The 23540-nt window shown below is 52.5% G+C and carries 21 protein-coding genes; 4 read left to right on the forward strand and 17 right to left on the reverse strand.

The window, feature by feature from the left end; genetic code table 11:
- Positions 1-10 precede the first annotated feature (10 nt).
- On the reverse strand, positions 11-1051 hold the full coding sequence (locus AACH44_RS17025; protein ID WP_261847081.1) for a GMP reductase: 1041 nt from the start codon (positions 1049-1051) through the stop codon (positions 11-13).
- Positions 1052-1345: 294 nt separating this feature from the next.
- Between AACH44_RS17025 and coaE the strand changes: the two genes are divergently transcribed.
- The 3 genes from coaE to yacG are packed head-to-tail and all read left to right on the forward strand — an operon-like array spanning position 1346 to position 2969.
- Positions 1346-1972: a dephospho-CoA kinase gene (coaE, locus tag AACH44_RS17030; RefSeq protein WP_261847082.1), complete on the forward strand. Its 627-nt coding sequence runs from the start codon at positions 1346-1348 to the stop codon at positions 1970-1972.
- Entirely contained in the window at positions 1965-2717 is a 753-nt protein-coding gene (gene zapD / locus AACH44_RS17035) for a cell division protein ZapD (RefSeq protein WP_261847083.1), read from the forward strand. Before coaE ends, zapD begins: the two co-directional genes overlap by 8 nt.
- Before the next feature lie 57 nt (positions 2718-2774).
- Positions 2775-2969: a DNA gyrase inhibitor YacG gene (yacG, locus tag AACH44_RS17040; protein ID WP_261847084.1), complete on the forward strand. Its 195-nt coding sequence runs from the start codon at positions 2775-2777 to the stop codon at positions 2967-2969.
- A 43-nt stretch (positions 2970-3012) separates the two neighbouring features.
- Here yacG and mutT read toward each other — a convergent pair whose 3' ends face one another.
- The 3 genes from mutT to secM all read right to left on the reverse strand — a co-directional run bounded on the left by mutT (position 3013) and on the right by secM (position 6829).
- The gene (mutT, locus tag AACH44_RS17045; protein WP_261847085.1) at positions 3013-3408 is read right to left on the reverse strand and encodes an 8-oxo-dGTP diphosphatase MutT; all 396 of its coding nucleotides are present in this window, start codon (positions 3406-3408) and stop codon (positions 3013-3015) included.
- Positions 3409-3498: 90 nt separating this feature from the next.
- On the reverse strand, positions 3499-6201 hold the full coding sequence (secA, locus tag AACH44_RS17050) for a preprotein translocase subunit SecA (protein WP_261847086.1): 2703 nt from the start codon (positions 6199-6201) through the stop codon (positions 3499-3501).
- A 112-nt stretch (positions 6202-6313) separates the two neighbouring features.
- Positions 6314-6829 (reverse strand): secA translation cis-regulator SecM, encoded by a 516-nt coding sequence (gene secM / locus AACH44_RS17055; protein ID WP_261847087.1) that lies wholly within the window; start codon positions 6827-6829, stop codon positions 6314-6316.
- Between the two features lie 26 nt (positions 6830-6855).
- Between secM and AACH44_RS17060 the strand changes: the two genes are divergently transcribed.
- Positions 6856-7383: a DUF721 domain-containing protein gene (locus AACH44_RS17060; RefSeq protein ID WP_261847088.1), complete on the forward strand. Its 528-nt coding sequence runs from the start codon at positions 6856-6858 to the stop codon at positions 7381-7383.
- Positions 7384-7401: 18 nt separating this feature from the next.
- Here AACH44_RS17060 and lpxC read toward each other — a convergent pair whose 3' ends face one another.
- The 13 genes from lpxC to AACH44_RS17125 form a co-directional block, all read right to left on the reverse strand.
- Complete coding sequence (gene lpxC / locus AACH44_RS17065; protein WP_261847117.1) at positions 7402-8319, reverse strand: UDP-3-O-acyl-N-acetylglucosamine deacetylase; 918 nt, start codon at positions 8317-8319, stop codon at positions 7402-7404.
- 104 nt (positions 8320-8423) lie between these two features.
- Positions 8424-9575 carry a cell division protein FtsZ gene (gene ftsZ, locus AACH44_RS17070; protein WP_261847089.1) on the reverse strand — a complete coding sequence of 384 codons (1152 nt, stop codon included), beginning with the start codon at positions 9573-9575 and terminating at the stop codon, positions 8424-8426.
- Between the two features lie 68 nt (positions 9576-9643).
- A complete protein-coding gene (ftsA, locus tag AACH44_RS17075; RefSeq protein ID WP_010298002.1) occupies positions 9644-10900 on the reverse strand; it encodes a cell division protein FtsA in 1257 nt (418 codons plus the stop codon).
- Positions 10897-11778, reverse strand: a complete 882-nt coding sequence (gene ftsQ / locus AACH44_RS17080; RefSeq protein WP_261847090.1) for a cell division protein FtsQ — start codon at positions 11776-11778, stop codon at positions 10897-10899. Before ftsQ ends, ftsA begins: the two co-directional genes overlap by 4 nt.
- 1 nt (position 11779) lies before the next feature.
- The gene (locus AACH44_RS17085; protein WP_261847091.1) at positions 11780-12700 is read right to left on the reverse strand and encodes a D-alanine--D-alanine ligase; all 921 of its coding nucleotides are present in this window, start codon (positions 12698-12700) and stop codon (positions 11780-11782) included.
- An 8-nt stretch (positions 12701-12708) separates the two neighbouring features.
- Complete coding sequence (murC, locus tag AACH44_RS17090) at positions 12709-14169, reverse strand: UDP-N-acetylmuramate--L-alanine ligase (protein ID WP_261847092.1); 1461 nt, start codon at positions 14167-14169, stop codon at positions 12709-12711.
- A 65-nt stretch (positions 14170-14234) separates the two neighbouring features.
- Complete coding sequence (gene murG, locus AACH44_RS17095) at positions 14235-15326, reverse strand: undecaprenyldiphospho-muramoylpentapeptide beta-N-acetylglucosaminyltransferase (RefSeq protein ID WP_261847093.1); 1092 nt, start codon at positions 15324-15326, stop codon at positions 14235-14237.
- The gene (gene ftsW / locus AACH44_RS17100) at positions 15323-16525 is read right to left on the reverse strand and encodes a cell division protein FtsW (RefSeq protein ID WP_261847094.1); all 1203 of its coding nucleotides are present in this window, start codon (positions 16523-16525) and stop codon (positions 15323-15325) included. The genes murG and ftsW overlap by 4 nt, the downstream gene beginning before the upstream one ends.
- A complete protein-coding gene (gene murD / locus AACH44_RS17105; RefSeq protein ID WP_261847095.1) occupies positions 16525-17841 on the reverse strand; it encodes a UDP-N-acetylmuramoyl-L-alanine--D-glutamate ligase in 1317 nt (438 codons plus the stop codon). Before murD ends, ftsW begins: the two co-directional genes overlap by 1 nt.
- A gap of 3 nt (positions 17842-17844) precedes the next feature.
- Positions 17845-18927 (reverse strand): phospho-N-acetylmuramoyl-pentapeptide-transferase, encoded by a 1083-nt coding sequence (gene mraY, locus AACH44_RS17110; RefSeq protein WP_261847096.1) that lies wholly within the window; start codon positions 18925-18927, stop codon positions 17845-17847.
- On the reverse strand, positions 18921-20282 hold the full coding sequence (murF, locus tag AACH44_RS17115) for a UDP-N-acetylmuramoyl-tripeptide--D-alanyl-D-alanine ligase (RefSeq protein WP_261847097.1): 1362 nt from the start codon (positions 20280-20282) through the stop codon (positions 18921-18923). Before murF ends, mraY begins: the two co-directional genes overlap by 7 nt.
- Entirely contained in the window at positions 20279-21766 is a 1488-nt protein-coding gene (gene murE, locus AACH44_RS17120; RefSeq protein ID WP_261847098.1) for a UDP-N-acetylmuramoyl-L-alanyl-D-glutamate--2,6-diaminopimelate ligase, read from the reverse strand. Before murE ends, murF begins: the two co-directional genes overlap by 4 nt.
- Positions 21753-23516 carry a peptidoglycan glycosyltransferase FtsI gene (locus AACH44_RS17125; protein WP_261847099.1) on the reverse strand — a complete coding sequence of 588 codons (1764 nt, stop codon included), beginning with the start codon at positions 23514-23516 and terminating at the stop codon, positions 21753-21755. The genes murE and AACH44_RS17125 overlap by 14 nt, the downstream gene beginning before the upstream one ends.
- Positions 23517-23540 lie beyond the last annotated feature (24 nt).

Genomic DNA, 23540 nt, shown 5'->3' on the forward strand with positions numbered 1-23540 from the left:
AAACGTGCAACTATCCGTTGAAAATACGATTTTCCTGCTCGGCCACGCGAATAAACGTTGTACGTTTCGTCAGCTCTTTCAAACGGGATGCACCGACATAGGTACAGGCCGAGCGCAGGCCACCAAGAATATCGCGTACGGTATTATCTACCGGACCACGCAGAGGCAATTTCACGGTTTTTCCTTCTGCGGCACGGTACTCAGCCACACCGCCGACGTGACGTTCCATCGCAGATGCGGAACTCATACCGTAGAACAGCATCATTTTCTCACCGTTTTCTTCAACGATGGTACCTTCACATTCATCATGCCCTGCCAACATGCCGCCCAACATGACAAAATCGGCGCCGCCGCCAAAGGCTTTCGCGACATCGCCCGGCATAGCACAGCCGCCATCACTCACAATTTGCCCGCCGAGGCCATGTGCCGCATCGGCACATTCAATCACAGCGGAAAGCTGAGGGTAGCCAACGCCCGTTTTAACACGCGTAGTGCAGACAGAACCGGGGCCAATCCCGACTTTCACGATGTCCGCCCCAGAGAGAATGAGTTCTTCCACCATTTCGCCAGTTACAACGTTTCCAGCACAGATAACCTTGTCTGGATTGGCCTCGCGCGCTTTTTGCAGGAACGTCACAAAGTGCTCAGAATAGCCATTTGCTACATCGATACAGATAAGTTTTAGCTCTGGCGATAGCGCCAAAATTTGCTTTAACTTGATGAAATCAGCGTCGGATGTCCCAGTGGAGACCATGACATGACGTAATACCGATGCTGGGGCGCGTTGCACAAACTGGGACCATTGCTCGACAGAATAGTGTTTATGGACAGCAGTCAGAACATCAAAAGAAGCCAGAACTTCCGCCATACTAAACGTACCTACGGAATCCATATTGGCGGCGATAATCGGTACGCCGGACCAATTGCCGCCGGCGTGGAGGAAGGTGAATTGACGCTCCAGCTCGACGTCGGAGCGGCTTTTCAGCGTCGAACGCTTTGGCCGGATGAGAACGTCTTTAAAGCCTAACTTTAAATCTTCTTCAATACGCATGAGGTTCGAGTTCCTGGTGAGTGATGGCGGAATGCTCAGTATTGTTACTAAGCATAATCATTTCTGAAAAAATAATAGCCCTTTACCAGTGACGTTATCATACGCAGGAATAATCCTGCGGCAAGACTGCGATTTTCACTTTATTTGGGATAAAATCAGAAAAATTTACCTATCACCTGACAGGGTGATAGTGTGGAGCAAACTGCGGTTTATGCTTGATTGGATTCAGGGGATGGAAATGAACGCCTCTCCCCTTGAAGATAGTAAAAATGTTAACTTTTCAATACAGGTGCAATGACATACATCGTAGCCTTAACGGGCGGTATTGGCAGCGGAAAAAGCACCGTAGCCGATGAATTTGCCAAATTAGGAGCCACTATCGTTGATGCCGATATCCTCGCACGACAGGTAGTCGAACCAGGGAAACCCGCACTGGATGCCATTAAGCTCCGGTTTGGCGACGCTATGCTCAATACCGAGGGTTCATTGGATCGTGCCGCACTACGCCAACGGATTTTTTCCTCACCGGAGGAGAAACAGTGGCTGAATAATTTACTCCACCCGTTGATCCATCAGGAAACACAAGCCCAGTTTCAGGCTGCATCCGCACCGTACATTCTGTGGGTCGTCCCTTTACTGGTGGAGAACGGTTTACAACAGCGAGCACACCGTATTCTGGTCGTTGATGTAGACCAAGACACACAGCTTGCACGCACGCTGGCCCGCGATGGCATCAGCCAGCAGCAAGCAGAAAGCATACTGGCAGCACAGGCAACCCGAGAACAGCGCCTGGCTTATGCCGATGATATTATTGATAATAGTCGTTGCCCAAACGAGTTAGCTCCACAGGTTGCGGAATTACACCGCCATTACCTGGAGCTAGCCGCTTCCGCAGCCGACAGGATGACTAAGAATGAGTGACGCTCCCTCAACGATTTTATTTGAATATCCGCTGAACGAAAAAACGCGTACCTGGTTGCGTATCGAGTCATTGTTACAGCAGTTGCATCAAAACCATTCCCTGACCGATATGGGAAGTGCGCTGACATTTTTTCGCGCTATCGCCGAGTTGCTCGATGTGCTGGAGCGTGGAGATGTGCGGACTGAGTTGCTAAAAGATCTGGAACGCCAACAGCAAAAATTGCTGCAATGGAGTGATGTGCCGGGCGTTGATATGGAGCGCATCCACTCACTGCGACGTCAGCTAAAAGATCTGGCCAGTACGCTGATGGCAGCACCGCGGATGGGGCAATTCTTACGAGAAGACCGCTTGATTGGCATGGTTCGTCAGCGGCTCGGTATTCCCGGCGGATGTTGCAGTTTCGACTTACCAACGCTGCATAGCTGGTTGCATCAGCCTCAGGAATTGCGTGAGAAATTGGTTTATGGCTGGCTTAGTTCCTTGTCGCCACTTAAACAAGCGCTGGATATGATCTTGGAACTGATCCGTCACTCCGCCACGTTCCGTCCACAAACCAGTCTGAACGGTTTCTTCCAGGATAATGCCTCGGATGCAGACCTGCTACGTTTGCGTCTTGAGCAGGTACATCAGCTCTATCCACAAATATCCGGCCATAAGACACGCTACGCCATCCGTTTCCTGCCATTAGATAGCGAAAACGGCCACATTCCTCCTCGTTTAACGTTTGAACTGGCCTGCTGCTAGACTCAGCCCTGACAAACCAGAATGTGTTAAGTCACAAATAGAGTGAAAAAGAATCTTATGACAACAGAAATTACAACCGTAAAGTGCCCAACCTGCAAGCAAGCGGTCATCTGGGAAGCGGCCAGCACCTATCGCCCATTTTGTAGCAAGCGTTGTCAGCTCATCGATTTGGGCGAATGGGCTGATGAAGAAAAGCGCATTCCGAGTGATGATATGGTCTCAGACAGCGAAGACTGGAGCGAAACGCGCTAACGGCCACGTTTCGCGATAACGAGTTCACACAGAAAAGCGCAGATTAAAGCGATTTCAGCCAGCGGATCATCTCCGCATTCGCTGGCGGAAACTCCTCCTCACATAATTCTTCTACGCTCACCCAGCGAGATTCCTGACCTTCCCGGCCATAGGGTTCCCCCTGCCACGTTTCAACCAGAAAGAAATGAAGCGTGATGATTCTCTCCGGCGTAGAAAACGTTTTGTCGTTTAGCGGCTGTGGTGCACTAGCCTCTATGCCCGTTTCTTCACGCAGTTCACGAATCAAGCCCTGCTCTGGCGTTTCGCCCTCTTCAACTTTACCGCCGGGGAATTCCCACATCCCTGCCATATGAACGCCATCAGGACGACGAGCAATAAAGTATTGCTGTTCCGCATTGCGGATGATGCCCACTGCGACGGATAACTGTTTTTGCGTCATGACAATTCCTATCAGATTCTTACCAAGTAAAAGGCGGTCAATGACCGCCTTTGCACTTATCACCTATTAATCACTGGATTCAGCGGCCAATTATTTCTGTAAGCGACCGTGGCACTGCTTATATTTCTTGCCTGAACCACATGGGCAAGGGTCGTTACGTCCAATTTTACGGTCGGCCTGTGCTGGTGAACCTGTATTCAGGCTATCTTCTTCCTGATGGCTCAGTTGCTGCTGCCGCGCTAAACGTTCAGCCTCTTCGCGGCGTTGTTGTTCCAGCGCTTCGATTTCTTCCGGCATTCTCACCTGGACTTTGCTCAGCGTACTGATCACTTCATATTTCAGTGATTCCAGCATCGCGGCAAACATAGAGAACGATTCACGCTTATATTCTTGCTTCGGATCTTTCTGTGCATAGCCACGCAGATGGATGCCTTGACGCAGGTAATCCATTGCCGCCAGATGCTCTTTCCACAAAGAATCCAGCGTCTGCAACATTACGCCTTTCTCGAAGTTGCGCATGACTTCATCGCCAACCACTTCTTCTTTGCGATGATAAACTTCCAGCGCCTGTTGGAAAATACGCTCACGCAGCGTCTCTTCGTGCAGTTCAGGCTCTTTATCCAGCCACGCCTTGATCGGCATATCCAGATCGAAATCGTTCTTCAGGCGCTGTTCCAGACCTTCCGTATCCCACATTTCTTCCAGAGATTCCGGTGGAATATAGCTGTCTATAGTTGTCTTAAACACATCCTCACGAATACTGGTGATGGTTTCACTGATATCGGACACGTCTAGCAGCTCGTTACGCTGTGTGTAGATCGCACGACGTTGGTCGTTCGCCACATCATCGTATTCCAGCAACTGTTTACGAATATCAAAGTTACGGCTTTCCACTTTACGCTGAGCGTTAGCAATCGCCTTGGTGACCCACGGGTGCTCAATCGCTTCGCCCGGTTTCATCCCCAGTTTACGCATCATGTTAGAAACACGATCGGAGGCAAAAATACGCATCAGCGCATCTTCCATCGACAGATAGAAGCGTGATGAACCCGCATCCCCCTGACGACCAGAACGGCCACGCAGCTGATTATCAATACGGCGAGATTCATGACGCTCAGTACCGATAATGTGCAAACCGCCCGCCGCCAACACCGCATCATGGCGTACTTTCCAGGCCGCTTTGATTTCTGCAATTTGTGCGTCATCTGGGTTTTCCAGATGTGCCACTTCGGCCTGCCAGCTACCGCCCAATACGATGTCCGTACCACGACCAGCCATGTTGGTGGCGATAGTGACGGCACCAGACTGACCCGCCTGAGCGACGATGTCTGCTTCCATGGCGTGGAACTTCGCATTCAATACATTGTGTTTGATGCCTGCTTTCTCCAGCGCCTGAGAAACCACTTCGGATTTCTCAATGGAGATCGTACCAACCAGAATAGGCTGACCTTTTACCGAGCGATCTTTGATATCTTCAATGATGGCATCGATTTTTTCCTGCTCGGACATGTAGACCAGATCGGGCAAGTCTTTACGAATCATCGGGCGGTTAGTCGGCACCACAATCGTATCCAACTTATAGATGGAGCTGAATTCAAACGCTTCGGTATCTGCCGTACCGGTCATACCGGCCAGTTTTTCATACAGGCGGAAGTAGTTCTGGAAGGTAATAGAAGCCAGCGTCTGGTTTTCATTCTGGATAGCCACTTTCTCTTTCGCTTCCACAGCCTGATGCAGGCCATCTGACCAGCGACGCCCTTGCATGGTACGGCCAGTGTGCTCATCGACGATGATCACTTCACCGTCTTTCACAATGTAGTCCACGTCGCGGGTAAACAGCACGTGCGCACGCAGCGCGGCGGTCACATGGTGCATCAGCATAATGTTCGTCGGGGAGTACAGCGATTCACCCTCCTCCATAATACCTTCCCGCACCAGCAGTTCTTCTACCAGAACCAGACCACGCTCAGTGAGGTTAACCTGACGCGCTTTCTCATCAACAGAGAAATGGCCTTCACCCTGAAAAGTATCAGAATCTTCTTTTTCCTGACGGATCAGGTGAGGGATAATTTTATTGACGCTAATATAAAGCTCGGAGCTATCTTCAGCTGGACCGGAAATAATCAGCGGCGTACGTGCTTCATCGATCAGGATGGAGTCAACCTCATCCACCAGCGCGTAGTAAAGTTTACGCTGTACGCGCTCTTCCGGGCTGAACGCCATGTTGTCACGCAGGTAGTCAAAACCGTATTCGTTATTAGTACCGTAGGTAATGTCTGCGGCATACGCTTCACGCTTCGCTGGTGCGGGCATTCCCGGCAGGTTAATACCGACGCTCAGGCCAAGGAATTCAAACAACGGGCGGTTATTTTCGGCATCACGCTGTGCCAGATAATCATTCACGGTAACCACGTGTACGCCACGACCCGTCAGCGCGTTCAGGTACGCAGGTAATGTTGCCGTCAGTGTTTTACCCTCACCGGTACGCATTTCTGCGATACACCGCTCATTCAGTACCATGCCGCCAAGCAGTTGCACATCGAAGTGGCGCATGCCAAAGACACGCTTACTGGATTCACGCACGACAGCGAAAGCTTCCGGCAGCAGGTTCTCCAGCGTTTCGCCTTTCTCCAGACGAGCGCGAAACTCCAGCGTTTTCGCTTGCAGTTCCTCATCAGAAAGTTTTTCCATTTCTGGTTCTAAACGACCGATGACATCAACATTTTTACGCATACGACGCAGCGTACGATCGTTACGGCTACCAAAAATTTTGGTTAGGATATTCATGACCATAATAATTTTAATCTCACAAATGCCACGTATCCAGTGGCAACACAACATCGAAAACTGAGAAACTCAGCAAAAAACGAGAGAAATTTCTTCAGCTAATTTATCTACTACACTTTCAACTGAGAAGATAAGGTCCAGCACGAATGCCGCGGATTTTGGCAAGCCAGATGCCGATTTGATGGTGTGCCTGAGGATAAAAAGTGACGCGCTCGGCATGGGGGGAGATCACAAAGGGATATTGGGAATCCTGCGTCAGCAACGCATTTAGCGTATCCAGCAAAACCAGAGAATGAGGTTGAAGATCGTCAACCTGCTGGGCACTGGCCGCCTGTGGTGTCGTCAATGCAAAAGAAAGATGACGAATTACTGTTCGAATAGCATGCTGATGCCAATAATCTACGCTGTAGGACGAGCGCCGATGCGCTTCTTTCAGCGCGACCAGATCGGTAAGGTTCAGCGATACGTTATTCTGACGACTAACGCTAGAGCTTGAATTAGGGAGTGAAGTGATATCCTGTGAGTCGTTCAGGCTTGTCGGCAGGCCAAGACTCGCCGCGACCATCCCTAATAAGAGATGCGGCCAGAAATAACGTCTGCCAAATTGTCGCCAACGATTTAGAATACCAATCACGAGTAACATCCACCGGAGCCAGGTCTATGCGTGATAGCCGCCCACAATCACTGGAATTTCTGTTTGATAGCGCCTCTATGTCGGGTAAAGGCCCGCTACAAGATGTGCAACAGCGCGCTATCGCCTTATTAAAACTCAACCGTGCCGTGCGCGGATTATTGCCTGCACCGTTGCACCCATGGTGCCGCGTCGCTAATTACCGGCAAGGTTTACTGATACTGGAAACCGCCAACGCCAGTTGGCTGATGCGGTTACGTTACGAACAACCTGCGTTGCTCTCTGCATTACGCGCACAAATACTACCATCATTGGCTTCAATCGACATCAGGATTAATCCAACGCTTGCCGCAAAAGGGCATGAAATCGTGAAAAATGGTGACATTGCAGCGACAGAAAATACCGACGACAAACCGTTGCGTCAGCTGAGTGAACAAAGCGCGGAGACATTGAGGACGTTAGCAGGCAACAGCCCGGAAAAACTCAGAAAGATATTAGAACGACTGGCTTCACTGGCCGGAGAGAGTACCAGTAAAACCAGTCGTAATAAGAAATGATTACTTCAATTTCAAGCGTTACGCCAGCACGGTAGATGGTGCTTTAAACGCCAACGGCATTTCAGCTTCGTCTTCGAAGGTCACGTATTCCCACGCTTCCTGATTCGCCAGCACAGCCTGCAACAGTTTGTTGTTCAGCGCATGACCGGATTTAAACGCAGAAAACGCACCGATGATGTTATGACCACACATAAACAGGTCACCAATGGCATCCAGCATTTTATGGCGGACAAACTCATCTTCAAAACGTAGGCCGTCTTCGTTCAGAACGCGATAATCGTCAACAACGATGGCACAATCCATACTGCCGCCCAGGCACAACCCACGAGACTGCAAGTATTCGATATCGCGCATGAAGCCGAAGGTACGCGCACGGCTGATCTGGCGAACAAACGCATCAGCGGAGAAATCCAAACGATAGCGCTGGTTGCCCGCATCAATCGCCGGGTGGTTGAAGTCGATAGTGAAATCGAGGCTAAAGCCGTTAAACGGTTTCATTTCGACCCACTTGTCGCCGTCTTCAACGCGAACGGACTGTTTGATACGTACAAATTTCTTGGCGCAGTTCAGCTCTTCGATACCCGCATCTAGCAGCAGGTAAACGAACGGACTGGCGCTGCCATCCATAATTGGAATTTCTGGTGCGTCAACATCGATGACAATATTGTCAATGCCCAACCCTGCAAGCGCAGCGTTAAGATGCTCCACCGTAGAAATACGCACGTCATGCTCATTAACCAGGCAAGTACAGAGCATGGTATCACGCACGGATTTTGCATCAGCCGGAAAATCAACCGGGGGATTCAAGTCTGTGCGGCGATAGATGACCCCGGTATTTGCCGGTGCAGGACGCATGGTCAACGTGACCTTCTTGCCGGTATGTAACCCGACACCAGTCGCCTGAACAATACGCTTTAATGTACGTTGTTTGATCATCATTTTATCTCGCATGTTACTGAACCTACGAACCTAGTATAGACCAGGCTCGGTGGCACAGTTTAGCACAAAGAGCGGAGATTCCAACGTTATCTGGCAGCAAATTAGTCTGCCTGCTTACGCAGAAACGCTGGGATATCCAGATAGTCTGGCTCTTTATTCGTCTGCGGATTCTGGTCGTTAACCACTTTAGCAGCCGGTTTTTCCTGCGCCAGCGGCGTCATGCCGTGTTGCTGGTAACGATGATCCATCACAGGCTGGCTGGCCTGCTTGCTTGTCACCAGCGTAATCTCAGGACGTTTGTCCATGCCGATACCCGTCGCAACAACCGTTACACGCAGTTCATCATTCATTTCTGGGTCAAGAGACGTACCGATTACAACGGTCGCATTATCGGATGCAAATGCACGGATGGTGTTACCTACCGTCTCGAACTCGTCCAGACGCAGGTCAAAACCCGCCGTGATGTTGACCAACACGCCACGCGCACCGGACAGATCGATATCTTCCAGCAGTGGGCTGGAGATTGCCATTTCAGCCGCTTCTTCTGCACGGTCTTCACCACGCGCCACACCGGACCCCATCATGGCATAACCCATTTCGGACATCACGGTACGCACGTCTGCAAAGTCGACGTTCATCAAACCCGGACGCGTGATCAGCTCGGCGATACCCTGCACTGCACCTTTCAGTACGTCATTCGCTGCACCAAATGCATCCAGCAGGGAAATACCGCGCCCGAGCACTTTAAGCAGTTTGTCGTTTGGAATAGTGATCAGCGAGTCGACGTGCTTAGACAGCTCAGCGATACCCTGCTCCGCAAACGCCATACGCTTTTTGCCTTCAAAATTAAACGGCTTGGTCACCACAGCAACGGTCAGAATGCCCAGGTCTTTGGCGACTTCAGCCACAACCGGTGCAGCACCTGTACCTGTACCACCGCCCATACCTGCGGCGATAAACACCATATCCGCACCTTCCAGTGCTGAACGTAGCGCTTCGCGATCTTCTTCAGCCGAGTTACGGCCAACTTCTGGGTTAGCGCCGGCCCCCAGACCTTTGGTGATGCCGCTACCGATCTGAATCGTCTGGCCAACCGCGGTTTTACGTAATGCTTGCGCATCCGTGTTGACCGCAAAAAACTCGACGCCTTCGATGCGCTCACGCACCATGTGTTCGACGGCATTACCGCCGCCGCCACCAACGCCGATGACTTTAATCACCGCGTCGTTAGTTAATTCCATTGGTTCAAACATAATTTCTCTCCGTTTGTGCCTGTAACTGCGAGATCATAAAACTGTGCCAGGTGATCTCTTTGATAAAATTAGAATTCTTTCCTCAACCAGCTGTTGATTCGCTTGAACCAGTTGCTCACTGAGGCACGTTTTTCGACTTCATGCTCACCACCCAGATGAGATTCTTTCCCGTAATGCAGCAACCCAACCGCCGTTGAGTAATAAGGCTCTTGGGCGTAATCCGTCAGCCCTGTTATATTCATTGGCTGTCCAATACGCACCTGTGTATGGAACACACGCTGCGCACAAGCCGCCAGACCGTCTATTTGCGCGGCACCGCCCGTCAGCACAATCCCTGCTGCCAGATGGTGTTTTACGCCCTGTTGACGCAACTGCTCCTGCAACTGTAAAAGTTCATCGTTCACCAAGTTCAACAGCTCGGTGTAACGTGGTTCAATCACTTCCGCCAGCGTCTGTCTTTGCAGACTGCGGGGTGGACGTCCTCCAACACTCGGGACCTCCACATTCTCATCTTTGCCAACGATCGCGCCTAAGGCACAGCCGTGGCGCACCTTGATCGCTTCAGCATCCGTCGGCGGTGTACCAAACGCGTAGGCAATGTCGCTCGTCACCACGTTGCCTGCATAAGGAATCACTTTCGTGTGTCGCAATGCGCCGCCGGTATAGACCGCAATATCCATTGTGCCGCCGCCGATATCCACAACGCACACGCCCAGTTCACGTTCGTCTTCTGTCAGAACCGCATAACTGGAGGCCAGCCCCGCAAAAATAAGCTGGTCGACCTTTAAACCACAGCGTTCAACGGCTTTAACAATATTCTTCGCCATATCGTTATGGCAGGTTATCAGGTGGACTTTTGCCTGCATACGCACGCCAGATAAGCCAACCGGGTTTTTAATCCCTTCCTGATAATCGATCGCATATTCCTGTGGAATCACATGGAGAACACGGTGTTCATCACGCACGCGCACGGATTTAGCGGTATGCACCACGCTTTCTACGTCGTCCTGCGTGACCTCTTCTTCTGAAATAGGCACCATCCCTATTTCATTCTGGCAACTGATGTGTTTTCCCGACAACGCCAGATACACGGAAGAGATCTGGCAGTCAGCCATTAACTCCGCCTGATCGATCGCGCGCTGAACACACTTAACGACCGATTCCAGATCGTTTACGCCGCCTTTATCCATTCCGCGTGACGGGCAACTGCCTACGCCAATAATATTGACCATGCCATCGGGCAGGACTTCCCCTACCAGCGCAGCCACTTTTGCTGTACCGATTTCCAGCCCAACTACCAGTTTTCTGTCCGTCGACTTGATCATTGTTGTTTAGCCTGTGCCTGTTTCTGGTTACTGTTCTGTTGCTGATCAATGTCTTGTTGCTGACCAACTCGCTGCCGATCAACATGTTGTTGATCAAGCAAGGCTGGAGCCCAACCTATCGCGGCTCCGCTGTCGTATCGCAAGTCTACATGGCTGATACGTTTGTTTTCGCTCTGAGCCTGCCGCTGCAACAGCGGATACAGCTCGATAAAGCGTTGCAGACGTTTGGCCCTATCGTCTCGCCCCAATTCGAGGCGAGTATCATCGTCTAATCCCAGTTGCCATGAATGCCGTGCACTCATCGCCACCGTTTTTAACATAAACTTTCCGGTGGCTAGCGTCTGACTCATGATGCGATAGCCTTCTAAAACTTCTGTTTCACTGCCTTCCGGGCCATACAGCAACGGCATCTTACGGTTACCAACACGTTCAGCAGGTACACTGAACGAATTTCCTTCCGCATCAACCAGTAGCTGATCATTCCAACGCGCTACCGGTACATATTCAACCAGATGAATCTTTAATTCGTCCGGCCACTGCTTACGCACGCTGGCCTGTTTTATCCATGATAGACGTTCGATCTGCTGCTGGATCACGTTCACATCCTGTGTCATGAACGTTCCGGGCGACCCCAACGACAAAATCGCCTGACGAATATCGTCATTGGTGGTGTACTGCCTTTCCCCCGTTACTGCCATACGAGAGAGCGGCAAGCGGCTGGCATCTTTCATCCACCCCACCACCATCCAGCTTCCCCAGACGATCGTCCCTATCACCATCAGCAGGAAAATGATCCCTGCCAATTGGCCTCCATTACTGCGACGTGTTCCTTTCGGTTCAGGCTCTCGTCCGCGTGTATTCAGCGCTGCCTGCGACATATCAGCCAGCAAGCTCCAGAATTTTCACGACCAGTTGCGAGAAAGTCAGACCACGTTGACGCGCCGCCATAGGAACCAGGCTGTGGCTCGTCATCCCTGGTGACGTATTCACCTCAAGTAAATAGAAAGCACCGTCGCTATCCAACATAAAATCGACGCGCCCCCATCCGCTACAGTCCACCGCACGATAAGCCGCCATCGCCAGTACCGCTAACGCCTGTTCTTGATCATCAGGCAAACCGCTTGGACAGAAATACTGGGTATCGTCCGACAAATACTTCGCTTCATAATCGTAAAACGTACCCGCAGGTTGAATACGAATAGAAGGCAATACCTCATCACCCAAGATAGCAACGGTGTACTCTGGGCCACTCAGCCATTTTTCGACCAGAACATCATCATCATGGCGGAATGCTTCTTCCAATGCCGCAGGCAACTCACTAAGCGCGTTCACTTTGCTCATACCAACGCTGGAACCTTCACGGCTTGGTTTGACGATCAGCGGCAGCCCGAGATGCGTGAACTTCGCCAGCAATTCGTTTGCCGCCGTCTCTGAATACTGGCGACGATCCAATGCTACGTAAGGCGATACCGGTAATCCGACCGCTTGCCATACCTGTTTGGTGCGGAGCTTATCCATCGTCAGTGCAGATGCCATAACGCCACTACCGGTATAAGGCAATTCCAGAAACTCCAGAACACCCTGCAATGTGCCATCTTCACCACCACGACCATGTAAAGCGATGAAAACGCGGGTAAAGCCTTCTTCCTTCAATTTCGTCACGGGGAAGTCGCGGGTATCAACCGCATGGGCATTGATGCCATCTTCCTTCAGACCAGCCAAGACCGCCTGACCGGAAAGTAACGACACTTCACGTTCAGCAGAGGTTCCACCAAGCAATACAGCAACTTTCTCAGTCATGATGTTCCTCATTCACTTATCTGCGGCTGTAATCTGGAATCAGCCAGTTTACGCGCCAGTTTACCGATGTTGCCGGCTCCCTGAACCAAAATCAGGTCTTCGCCTCGCAGCGCCTGTGACAACAGTTCCGGTAAAGTATCCACATCCGTCACCAGAATCGGATCAATCTTACCTCTTCCACGAATGGTACGGCACAGTGAACGGCTGTCTGCACCCGGAATCGGTGACTCTCCTGCGGAATACACATCCAACATCAGCAACACGTCAACCTGCGATAACACATGCGCGAAGTCGTCATATAAATCGCGGGTTCGCGTATAGCGATGCGGCTGAAAAATCATAACCAACCGTTTATCCGGCCAGCCAGCACGGGCGGCTTTAATCGTAGCATCAACCTCTGTCGGATGATGGCCGTAATCATCCACCAACATCGCCGTCCCACTTTGCCCGTTAACCAGTTCAAGCGGGTACTCACCGAGGAAATCAAAGCGACGTCCGGTGCCCTGAAAACGCTCAAGCGCGCGCAGAATTGCCTCGTCATCAATGCCCTCATCGGTCGCCACCGCAACCGCCGCCGCCGCGTTGAGCGCATTGTGACGCCCTGGCGCATTCAGCGTAACGTTCAGCAACGGCTTATCTTTCCGCTCCAGCGTAAAGTGCCCTTGTGCGCCAGTCTGACGATAGCCAGCAACGCGCACATCAGCATCGTCGCTAAAACCATACGTAATGATATGACGGCCAACGCGCGGTAACAGTTCGCGGATTACCGCATCATCAACACACATCACAGCCTGACCATAAAACGGTAGGTTGTGCAGGAAATTAATGAACGTCTGCTTCAGGTTCTCAAAATCCCCCTGATAGGTGTCCATATGGTCGGCTTCGATATTGGTGACAATCGCCACCATCGGCTGCAAATGCAGGAAAGACGCATCGCTTTCATCTGCCTCCGCAATCAGGTAACGGCTTGAGCCCAGACGTGCATGCGTTCCCGCAGCCTTCACTAACCCGCCATTCACAAACGTCGGGTCTAATCCCGCTTCCGCGTAAATACTGCTAACCATCGCCGTTGTCGTCGTCTTGCCATGCGTACCCGCGATCGCAATGCCGTGACGAAAACGCATCAGTTCCGCCAACATTTCAGCGCGACGGATCACGGGAATACGAGCATCATGCGCCGCGACAATCTCCGGGTTATCCGCTGTAATCGCGCTCGATACCACCACCACACTGGCGTTCAGCACGTTCTCTGCACGGTGGTGGAAATAAATCTGTGCGCCCAGCTCGGTCAACTGTTGCGTCACCGCATTCGGTGCCAGATCGGAGCCACTAATTTCATACCCTTCGTTGGCCAACACTTCGGCGATACCACCCATGCCAGCACCGCCGATGCCAACAAAGTGTATGTGCCGGACGCGATGCATCTCGGGCACGATTGAACGTAGTTTCGCCAGTTGTTGAGTATTCACGTTATTCTATCGCTACCTTGTAGCGCCGCCGGGCAGTCTTCTCCAACCCGACAACGTTGTATTAATTAACCATGAGCCACATGTGTGGCCCGACTGCCTGCCGCTGCACTGACTTCCGCCGCAACACGATCGGTTGCATCTGGAATCGCCACTGCGCGGGCTTTTTGCGCCATCGCCAGCAAGGTTGTGCGATCCCAACCGGACAGCACCTCACTGACAGCCGCCACGCTAAACTGTAGCTGCTCAATAATTTTTGCCGCGCCAGCCTTTTCCAACGGCAGCGCATTCCAATATTGCTGCCGATCTTTATGCTGAAACGGCACAAACAGCGCCGGTAACCCAGCCGCTGCAATTTCACTGACGGTCAAGGCACCAGAGCGGCATACCACAACGTCTGCCCAAGCGTAAGCTGCTGCCATGTCATCAATAAACTCGGTAATCTTGTGCTGCGTCTGCCCAACATCCTGATAAGCCTGCTGAACAGTTGATAACGCACCTTTACCGACCTGATGCCAAATCGTCACGCGATCGCCCAGCTGTGCCGCCACACCGGGCATCGTTTGGTTCAGTACTCTTGCGCCCTGACTACCGCCGACAACCAGCACCCTCACTGGGCCTGAGCGATCGGCGAATCGTGTTTCCGGCGCAGGTAACGCCAACACATCGGTTCTGACTGGGTTCCCCACAATATCCGCGTTGGGAAACGCCCCCGGAAATGCCTGCAATACCTTTTTTGCGATATGGGACAACCAGCGATTGGTCAGCCCGGCAATACCATTCTGCTCATGCAGTACCACCGGAATGCCGCACAGCCAGGCAGCCAAACCGCCGGGACCGGAAACGTAACCGCCCATCCCCAGCACCACATCAGGCTGGTAGCGGCGCATAATCGCCCGCGCCTGACGCACGGCCTGAAAAATACGGATCGGTGCGCTTAACTGCGCCAAAATGCCCTTACCGCGTAATCCCGAAATGCGGATAAAATCAATTTCGATACCATGCTTAGGCACCAAATCGGCTTCCATACGATCCGCTGTACCTAACCAGCGAACCTGCCAGCCCTGCGCCATCAGGTGGTGGGCAACCGCCAAGCCCGGGAAGACATGTCCACCCGTGCCGCCAGCCATCACCATCAAACGCTTGCCTTCGCCACTCATCGGGCACCTCTCGTAAACGCCTGCGCTTTTGTCAGGCGCGTTTCAAAATCAATGCGTAATAGCAAAACAATCGCCGTCGACATAATCAGCAAACTGGAACCGCCATAACTGATCAGCGGTAGCGTTAACCCTTTCGTCGGCAACATCCCCGCCGCTGCGCCTACGTTCACCAGCGTTTGAAAGCTAAACCAAACGCCGATCGAACACGCCAGAAAGCCAGAAAAACGCTGATCGATCTCCAACGCCCGCTTTCCGATAGACATCGCACGAAAAGCGACGAAGAATATCATTAACAACGCCAAAACCACACCGATATACCCCAGTTCCTCACCTAAAATAGAGAAAATGAAATCGGTATGCGCCTCCGGCAGATATTCCAGTTTCTGTACCGAATTCCCCAGCCCCTGCCCCCAGAATTCACCGCGTCCAAACGCCATCAGAGATTGGGTTAGTTGGTAGCCATCACCGAACGGATCATCCCACGGGTTCCAGAAAGACGTCACACGCCGCATACGATAAGGTTCAGCCACAATCAGCAGCCCAACGGCAAATGCACCGGAACCAATGATCGCCAGAAACTGCCACATCTTAGCCCCGGCCAGAAACAACATCGCCAGCGTCGTAATAAACAACACAACTACCGTACCGAGGTCAGGCTGAGCCAGCAACAGCACCGCCAACACCACCATCACGCCCATCGGTTTGCAAAATCCCCAGAAGTTATTTCGTACTTCTTCAACCTTGCGCACCATGTAGCTGGACAGGTAGCAAAACAGTGCCAGCTTGGATAATTCCGCTGGCTGGATGCGTAACGGCCCCAGAGAAATCCAGCGAGACGCACCGTTAACCGAACTCCCCACCGCGAGTACAACCAGCAGCATGACCATGGCGAGCAATAACAGCACTGGGCTATAGCGTTGCCATATTTCCATCGGGACACGCAGCGTAATTAACGACAAGCCAAATGCTAACCCCAGATAAATCGCATCACGCTTCGCGAACAAAAACGGGTCGTTGGCCAAACGTTGCCCGACAGGCATGGACGCCGAGGTCACCATCACAAAACCAATCACAGCCAGCCCAAGCGTTAACCACACGAGCGTTCTATCGTACAGAACGATGCTCAACGTATCGCTTTCACGCGTTCCCATGACCCAGCTTTTGATGCGTTCGATAAACGCCATCCCGAAGAACCGCATCAACCTAATTCCTTCGCCAGGCGAGCAAATTCATCACCTCGCTGTTCAAAACTGCGAAACTGATCCAAGCTTGCACACGCTGGCGACAGCAACACCATGTCACCCGTCTTAATTCGTTCAGCGATGACGCGCATCGCCTGTTCCATTGTTTCTGTCTGTTCAGCAATCTCCGGGCGCAACGCAGCCAGTTGTTCACCATCATGACCAAAGCAATACAAACGAATACGCTCACCCTGTAAATACGGCACCAGCGGCGAGAAGTCGGCAGACTTTCCATCACCACCCAACAACAGATGCAACGTGCCTTCGACAGCTAAACCGCTTAATGCCGCTTCGGTGCTACCGACGTTGGTGGCTTTAGAATCATTGATCCACCGCACACCATTGCGCTCAAAGGCCATTTGGAAGCGATGCGGCAGTCCAGTAAATGCCGTCAATGCCGCCAGTGCAGAAGCCCGAGGAATCTTCACGGCATCAGCCAGTGCCAACGCAGCTAATGCGTTTGTATAGTTATGCTGTCCGACCAGCTTGATTTCACGGGTGTTAAGTACTCGTTCACCATTCACCCGCAACCACGTTTCGCCCTGCTGGCGGTTAAGATGATAATCACCGACATCAACACCAAAACTGCGGCAGCGCACATCTGCACCACGAATAGGCATAGTCAACGCATCGTCTGCGTTCACCACGCACAGATCCGCATGTTCATAGATACGCAATTTCGCCGCACGATACTGCTGTAGACCAAACGGGTAACGGTTGGTGTGATCTTCCGTTACGTTCAGAATGGTAGCCGCAGCAGCGTGCAGGCTACTCGTCGTTTCCAGTTGGAAGCTCGACAGCTCCAATACATACAGCTGAGCAGGCTGTTCCAGCAGTTGCAGCGCAGGTAGACCAATGTTGCCACCGACGCCCACCTGCCAACCTGCCGCGCGCGCCATATCACCGACCAGCGTTGTCACCGTACTTTTGCCGTTCGAACCAGTAATCGCCACAATCGGTGCCTGCGCTTCGCGACAGAACAGTTCGATATCGCCAACAATCTCAATACCAGCATCAGCAGCGTCACACAGAATCGGTGTCGCTAGCGCCACACCGGGGCTGGCGACGATCAAATCCGCGCTCATCAGCCAGTCTTCATTCAGGCTACCGAGGTGGCGTTCCACCTGCTCAGGCAACTTATCCAGACCCGGTGGACTGATGCGGGTATCCACCACGCGCGGTACAACCCCACGCGCGAGAAAGAAATCAACACAGGAGAGCCCAGTCAGCCCCAACCCGATAATGACGACTTTTTTACCCTGATAGTCCACCATGTCTTATCGTACCTTCAGCGTTGCCAGGCCAATCAGCACCAGCATCAACGAAATAATCCAGAAGCGCACAATCACGCGCGGTTCCGGCCAGCCCTTAAGTTCATAATGATGATGAATCGGCGCCATGCGGAAAATCCGCTGCCCGCGTAACTTAAAGGACCCGACTTGCAGAATCACCGACAGCGTTTCGACGACGAAGACACCGCCCATAATCACTAACAAAAACTCTTGACGTAGCAGTACCGCGATAGTCCCCAGCGCGCCGCCCAGCGCCAGCGAGCCAACGTCCCCCATGAAAACCTGTGCCGGATAAGTGTTAAACCACAGGAACCCAAGCCCTGCGCCCACAATCGCGGTGCAGACGATCACCAGTTCACTGGCATGACGGATATACGGGATATGCAGGTAACCAGCAAAATTCATATTCCCCGTTGCCCATGCAACTAGCGCAAAGCCCGCGGCCACAAATACGGTCGGCATGATTGCCAGCCCGTCCAGGCCATCAGTCAGGTTTACCGCGTTGCTGGTGCCGACAATCACAAAATAGGCCAACGCAACATACAACAGTCCCAATTGCGGCATCACATCTTTGAAAAACGGCACCACCAGCTGCGTGGCTGGCGTATCTTTACCGATGGAATACATGGTGAAAGCCACTACAAGTGCAATCACGGACTGCCAGAAATATTTCCAGCGAGCAATCAACCCCTTGGTATCCTTGCGAACCACTTTGCGGTAATCATCAACAAAACCAACCGCGCCATAGCCTACTAACACCAGCAGTACGCACCAGACATAGGGATTAGACAGATTCGCCCACATCAGCACGGAAACGATAATCGCCACCAGGATCATCACGCCCCCCATTGTCGGGGTTCCGCGTTTGCTAAAATGCGATTCTGGCCCTTCGTTACGCACAACCTGCCCAATCTGCAAACGTTGCAGCCAAGCGATCATATGCGGCCCCATCCATAAGGAAATAACCAATGCGGTCAGCAGGCTGACAATGGCGCGGAACGTCAAATAAGAAAAGACGTTAAAACCGGTATAAAGTTTGGCCAAATGTTCGGCCAGCCATACTAACATTGCGCATTCTCCTGTAATGCATGTACAACCTGCTCCATCGCAGCACTGCGTGAGCCTTTGACCAATACGCTGATGACGTTATGTTTTGACATCAGCACCTTCAAACGTGAAACCAGCGCGGCTTTATCATGAAAATGTTCACCATTGCCGCTGGCAACGCCGATCAATTCACTCAGTGTTCCTACACTCAATACGCAATCAATACCCACCACTCGCGCCGCTTCGCCCACCTGACGATGGCACTCAGGGGCTTCCTCTCCCAGTTCACCCATATCACCAACGACCATCACGCGGTAGCCCGGCATGTCAGCCAATACCTGTGCTGCCGCCGTCATCGAGCCCACATTCGCGTTATAGCTGTCATCCAACAACAGCTTGCCTTCAGACAACGCGATCGGAAACAATCGCCCTGGCACCGCCTGAAGTTGAGACAAACCTGCTTTAACCGCCTCCAGCGTCGCCCCGACAGACATCGACAGTGCGGCCGCTGCCAGTGCGTTAGAAATGTTATGTCGACCAGGTAAAGGCAGCAGAACCTGCGTTTCGCCAAACGGTGTGTGCAGAGTGAAGCGTGTACCTTGTGCCAAAACCGCTACGTCGCTGGCAAAAAAATCGATGTCGCCAGCAGCCTCCGGTGAGAAACGCCAGACAGTTTTATGATTCAAGGTGACCTGCCAGTGCGGGAAATCGTTACTGTCCGCATTCACGATCGCTACGCCGTCTACTGGCAAACCCGCAAAAATCTCACCTTTCGCCTGTGCCACGCCGGCCAGTGAACCAAAACCTTCCAAATGCGCAGCAGCCAGGTTATTGACCAGCGCACTTTCCGGCCGCACCAGATCGGTGGTATAGGCAATCTCACCAATGTGATTTGCCCCGAGTTCAATCACTGCAAATTGGTGTTCCGCCGTCAGACGCAGCAGCGTTAACGGCACACCGATGTCGTTGTTGAAGTTACCCGCGGTATACAACACCGAGCCGCATTGACGCAGAATCGCCGCTGTCATCTCTTTAACCGAGGTTTTTCCGGAAGAACCGGTCAGTGCAACAACGCGCGCCGTTGACTGCTGGCGAACCCAGGAAGCCACTTGCCCTAATGCCAAACGCGTATCGCTTACCAGCAACTGCGGTACATCAATAGGTAAGTACTTACTGACCAACAGTGCTGCCGCTCCGCCTTTCACCGCATCAGCAGCGTAATCATGTGCATCAAATTTCTCGCCTTTCAGGGCGACAAACAAGCAGCCAGACGACAGCTTGCGCGTATCGGTTGAAACATCCTCAATATCAATACTTTCGCCAATCAACTGCGCATTCAGCACCGTGGCAAGTTGCTGCAAAGAAACGCGAATCATGCGATCACCCCCAGCAGGCGGGCAACGGTGATGCGATCGGAATAATCAAGACGCTGATTGCCAACCAGTTGGTAATCTTCGTGTCCTTTGCCCGCGACCAGCACCACGTCATTTTCCTGCGCCTGCATGATCGCGCTAGTGACCGCTTCAGCACGTCCGTGAATCACCTGAACCCGTCCGGCATCCAACAGCCCAGAGAGAATATCGGCAACGATCGCCTGAGGCTCTTCACTGCGTGGGTTATCATCAGTCACCACAACGCGGTCGGCCAGCTGTTCTGCAATGCCGCCCATAAGTGGGCGCTTACCTTTATCACGATCGCCACCGCAGCCAAACACGCACCAGAGTTTCCCCAGACAGTGCAAACGCGCCGCTTCAAGCGCTTTTTCCAGCGCATCCGGCGTATGAGCATAATCAACAACGACCGTGGGTTTGCCTTCAGCATGGAAAACCTCCATGCGGCCACATACGGGTTGCAGTTGCGATCCAGCGATCACTAACTTATCGAGCGGATAACCAAGAGACAGCAGTGTTGCCAACGCCAGCAGCATATTGCTGACGTTAAACGCCCCCATCAGGCGACTTTCAATTTCGCCATGTCCCCAGCTTGAATCAAACGCAATCGTGGCACCGTTGTCGTGATAATCAATCTGTGTCGCTTTCAGCCAGCGCCCACGGCAGCCGGGGACCAAATTGTTTTCCATGGTTACAGCAACCGCGTCCGGCAGCTTCGCTAACCAGCGCAGACCAACCTCATCATCAGCATTGATAATCATCTGACCAACACGATGCTCGGCGAACAGCGCCCACTTGGCCGCTTCATAGCTTTCCATATCGCCATGGTAATCAAGATGATCGCGGCTCAGATTGGTGAACACCGCCGCCGCAAACGGCAAGGCGGCAACGCGATTTTGCACCAGCCCGTGTGAAGAGACTTCCATTGCGGCGAACGTCGCACCTTGCTCGACCAGTTGGCTCAGCACCTGCTGAACATCGACAGCAGATCCTGTCGTATTCTCTGTCGGAATCGCCCGACCCAATAGGCCATTGCCTACCGTGCCCATCACCGCACTCGTTTCGCCTAATGCCTGGCTCCACTGCGCCAGAAGCTGAGTCGTCGTCGTTTTTCCGTTGGTTCCCGTTACGCCAATCAGCTGTAATTTTTCCGCTGGCTGCTGATAAAAACGGCCTGCCAGCGCAGAAAGCCGTTGGTTCAGATTACTGAGATAGACCACTGGCACACCGTGCATTTCGCGAACCGTGCCATCAGCAGCTTCACCTTCTGCTTCGGCAACAATCGCTGCTACGCCTTGCGCAATTGCCTGCGGAATATAGCGCCGTCCATCTGTTTTGTGCCCGACAATCGCGACAAACAGATCCCCGGCAGCCGCGATGCGGCTGTCTAATGTCATTTCCCGCAGCGCGTGCACCGGGATGTCTTGCACCCACGGCGCAAGTAAATCGCGCAAATTACGATCTGCCACCTGATCCCTCTTCTCTATTAATTACAAACTCGTTTTTGTCGCCCGTCGACAACGCATCCGGTTCAATATTCATCGTACGCAGGACGCCACCCATGATGGCGCCAAAGATTGGCGCAGAAACTGCGCCGCCGTAGTACTTCCCTGCCTGCGGATCGTTGATCACGACAACCAGAGCAAAACGTGGATTACTGGCTGGCGCCACACCCGCCGTATAGGCAATATATTTGTTGATGTACTTACCATCTGGGCCGACTTTCTTGGCTGTACCCGTTTTAATCGCGATACGGTAGCCCTTGATGGCCGCCTTGGTGCCGCCACCGCCGGGTAGTGCAACGCTTTCCATCATGTGCACTACGGAACGCACGAGCGCTTCAGGGAAGACGCGCTCGCCAGGCACGGGGGGATCAACTTTGGTAATCGACAGCGGGCGGTAAATACCGAAGCTGCCGATCGTGGCATAGACTCGCGCTAACTGTAACGGTGTTACCATCAGCCCGTAGCCGAAAGAAAAGGTGGCCCGCTCTACGTCAGACCACCGTTGTTTTTGGGGGTATAAGCCACTGCTTTCTCCGACCAACCCCAAATTGGTCGCTTTTCCTAATCCAAAGCGGGCGTAAGTATCGACCAGCGCAGAGGAAGGCATCGCTAACGCCAGTCTGGAGACACCGACGTTACTCGATTTCTGCAACACGCCCGTCAGCGTCAATTCGCTGTAGCGCGCCACATCTTTGATTTCATGCCCATTAACGTAGTAAGGCAGCGTATTGAGTACGCTATTTTCTTTAACGACACCGCGCTGCAAGGCTGTCATCACCACCATCGGTTTAACGGTAGAACCGGGTTCGAAGATATCGGTGATAGCACGGTTACGCATAATGTCTTTCGGCGTACCTGCCAGATTATTCGGGTTGTAAGACGGGCTATTCGCCATTGCCAACACTTCACCAGTATTCACATCGACCAGTACGGCCGTTCCCGATTCGGCTTTGTTAAAGGCAACCGCGTTATTAAGTTCACGGTAAACCAGCGCCTGCAAACGCTCATCAATACTGAGCACCAGATTATGTGCAGCCTGACTGTCAACGGAGGAGATATCTTCAATCACACGGCCAAATCGGTCTTTGCGCACGGTACGCTCACCGGGTTGCCCGGTCAGCCAGCGGTCAAAACTTTTCTCAACACCTTCAATGCCTTCTCCATCGATATTGGTGAAACCAATGAGGTGAGAGGTCACTTGTCCAGAAGGATAGTACCGGCGAGACTCCTGCCGCAGATTAATGCCTGGTAATTTCAGCTTATGAACATATTCGCCAATAGCCGGATTCACCTGACGCGCTAGATAGACGAAGCGTCCTTTCGGGTTAGCATTGATCTTGGTTGCCAACTGATCTAACGGAATATCGAGCGCGTCAGAAAGGGCTTTCCAACGTGTATCCAGCGTGATACCACCACGGTCGTTCACCTCTTTCGGATCGGCCCAAACGGCATTCACTGGCACACTGACGGCCAAGGGACGGCCAGCGCGATCGCTGATCATACCGCGCGCCGTCGGCACTTCCTGCACGCGTAAGGAACGCATATCGCCTTCGCGCACCAGTTTATCTGGATTGATGACCTGAAGATAAGCTGCGCGAGCCATCAAGCCAACCATCGCAAGCAGGATACAGCCGCAAAGCAACGCAAAACGCCAGCTAACAAAGCTGGCTTGCTCTTCTTGGCGCTTTAACTTTCCTGTACGGGCTGCTTTCATGCTTCGTTGGTTGCCTATTTAGTT

The sequence above is a fragment of the Pectobacterium araliae genome (genome assembly GCF_037076465.1).
In the GTDB taxonomy this organism is placed as follows: Bacteria; Pseudomonadota; Gammaproteobacteria; order Enterobacterales; family Enterobacteriaceae; genus Pectobacterium; species Pectobacterium araliae.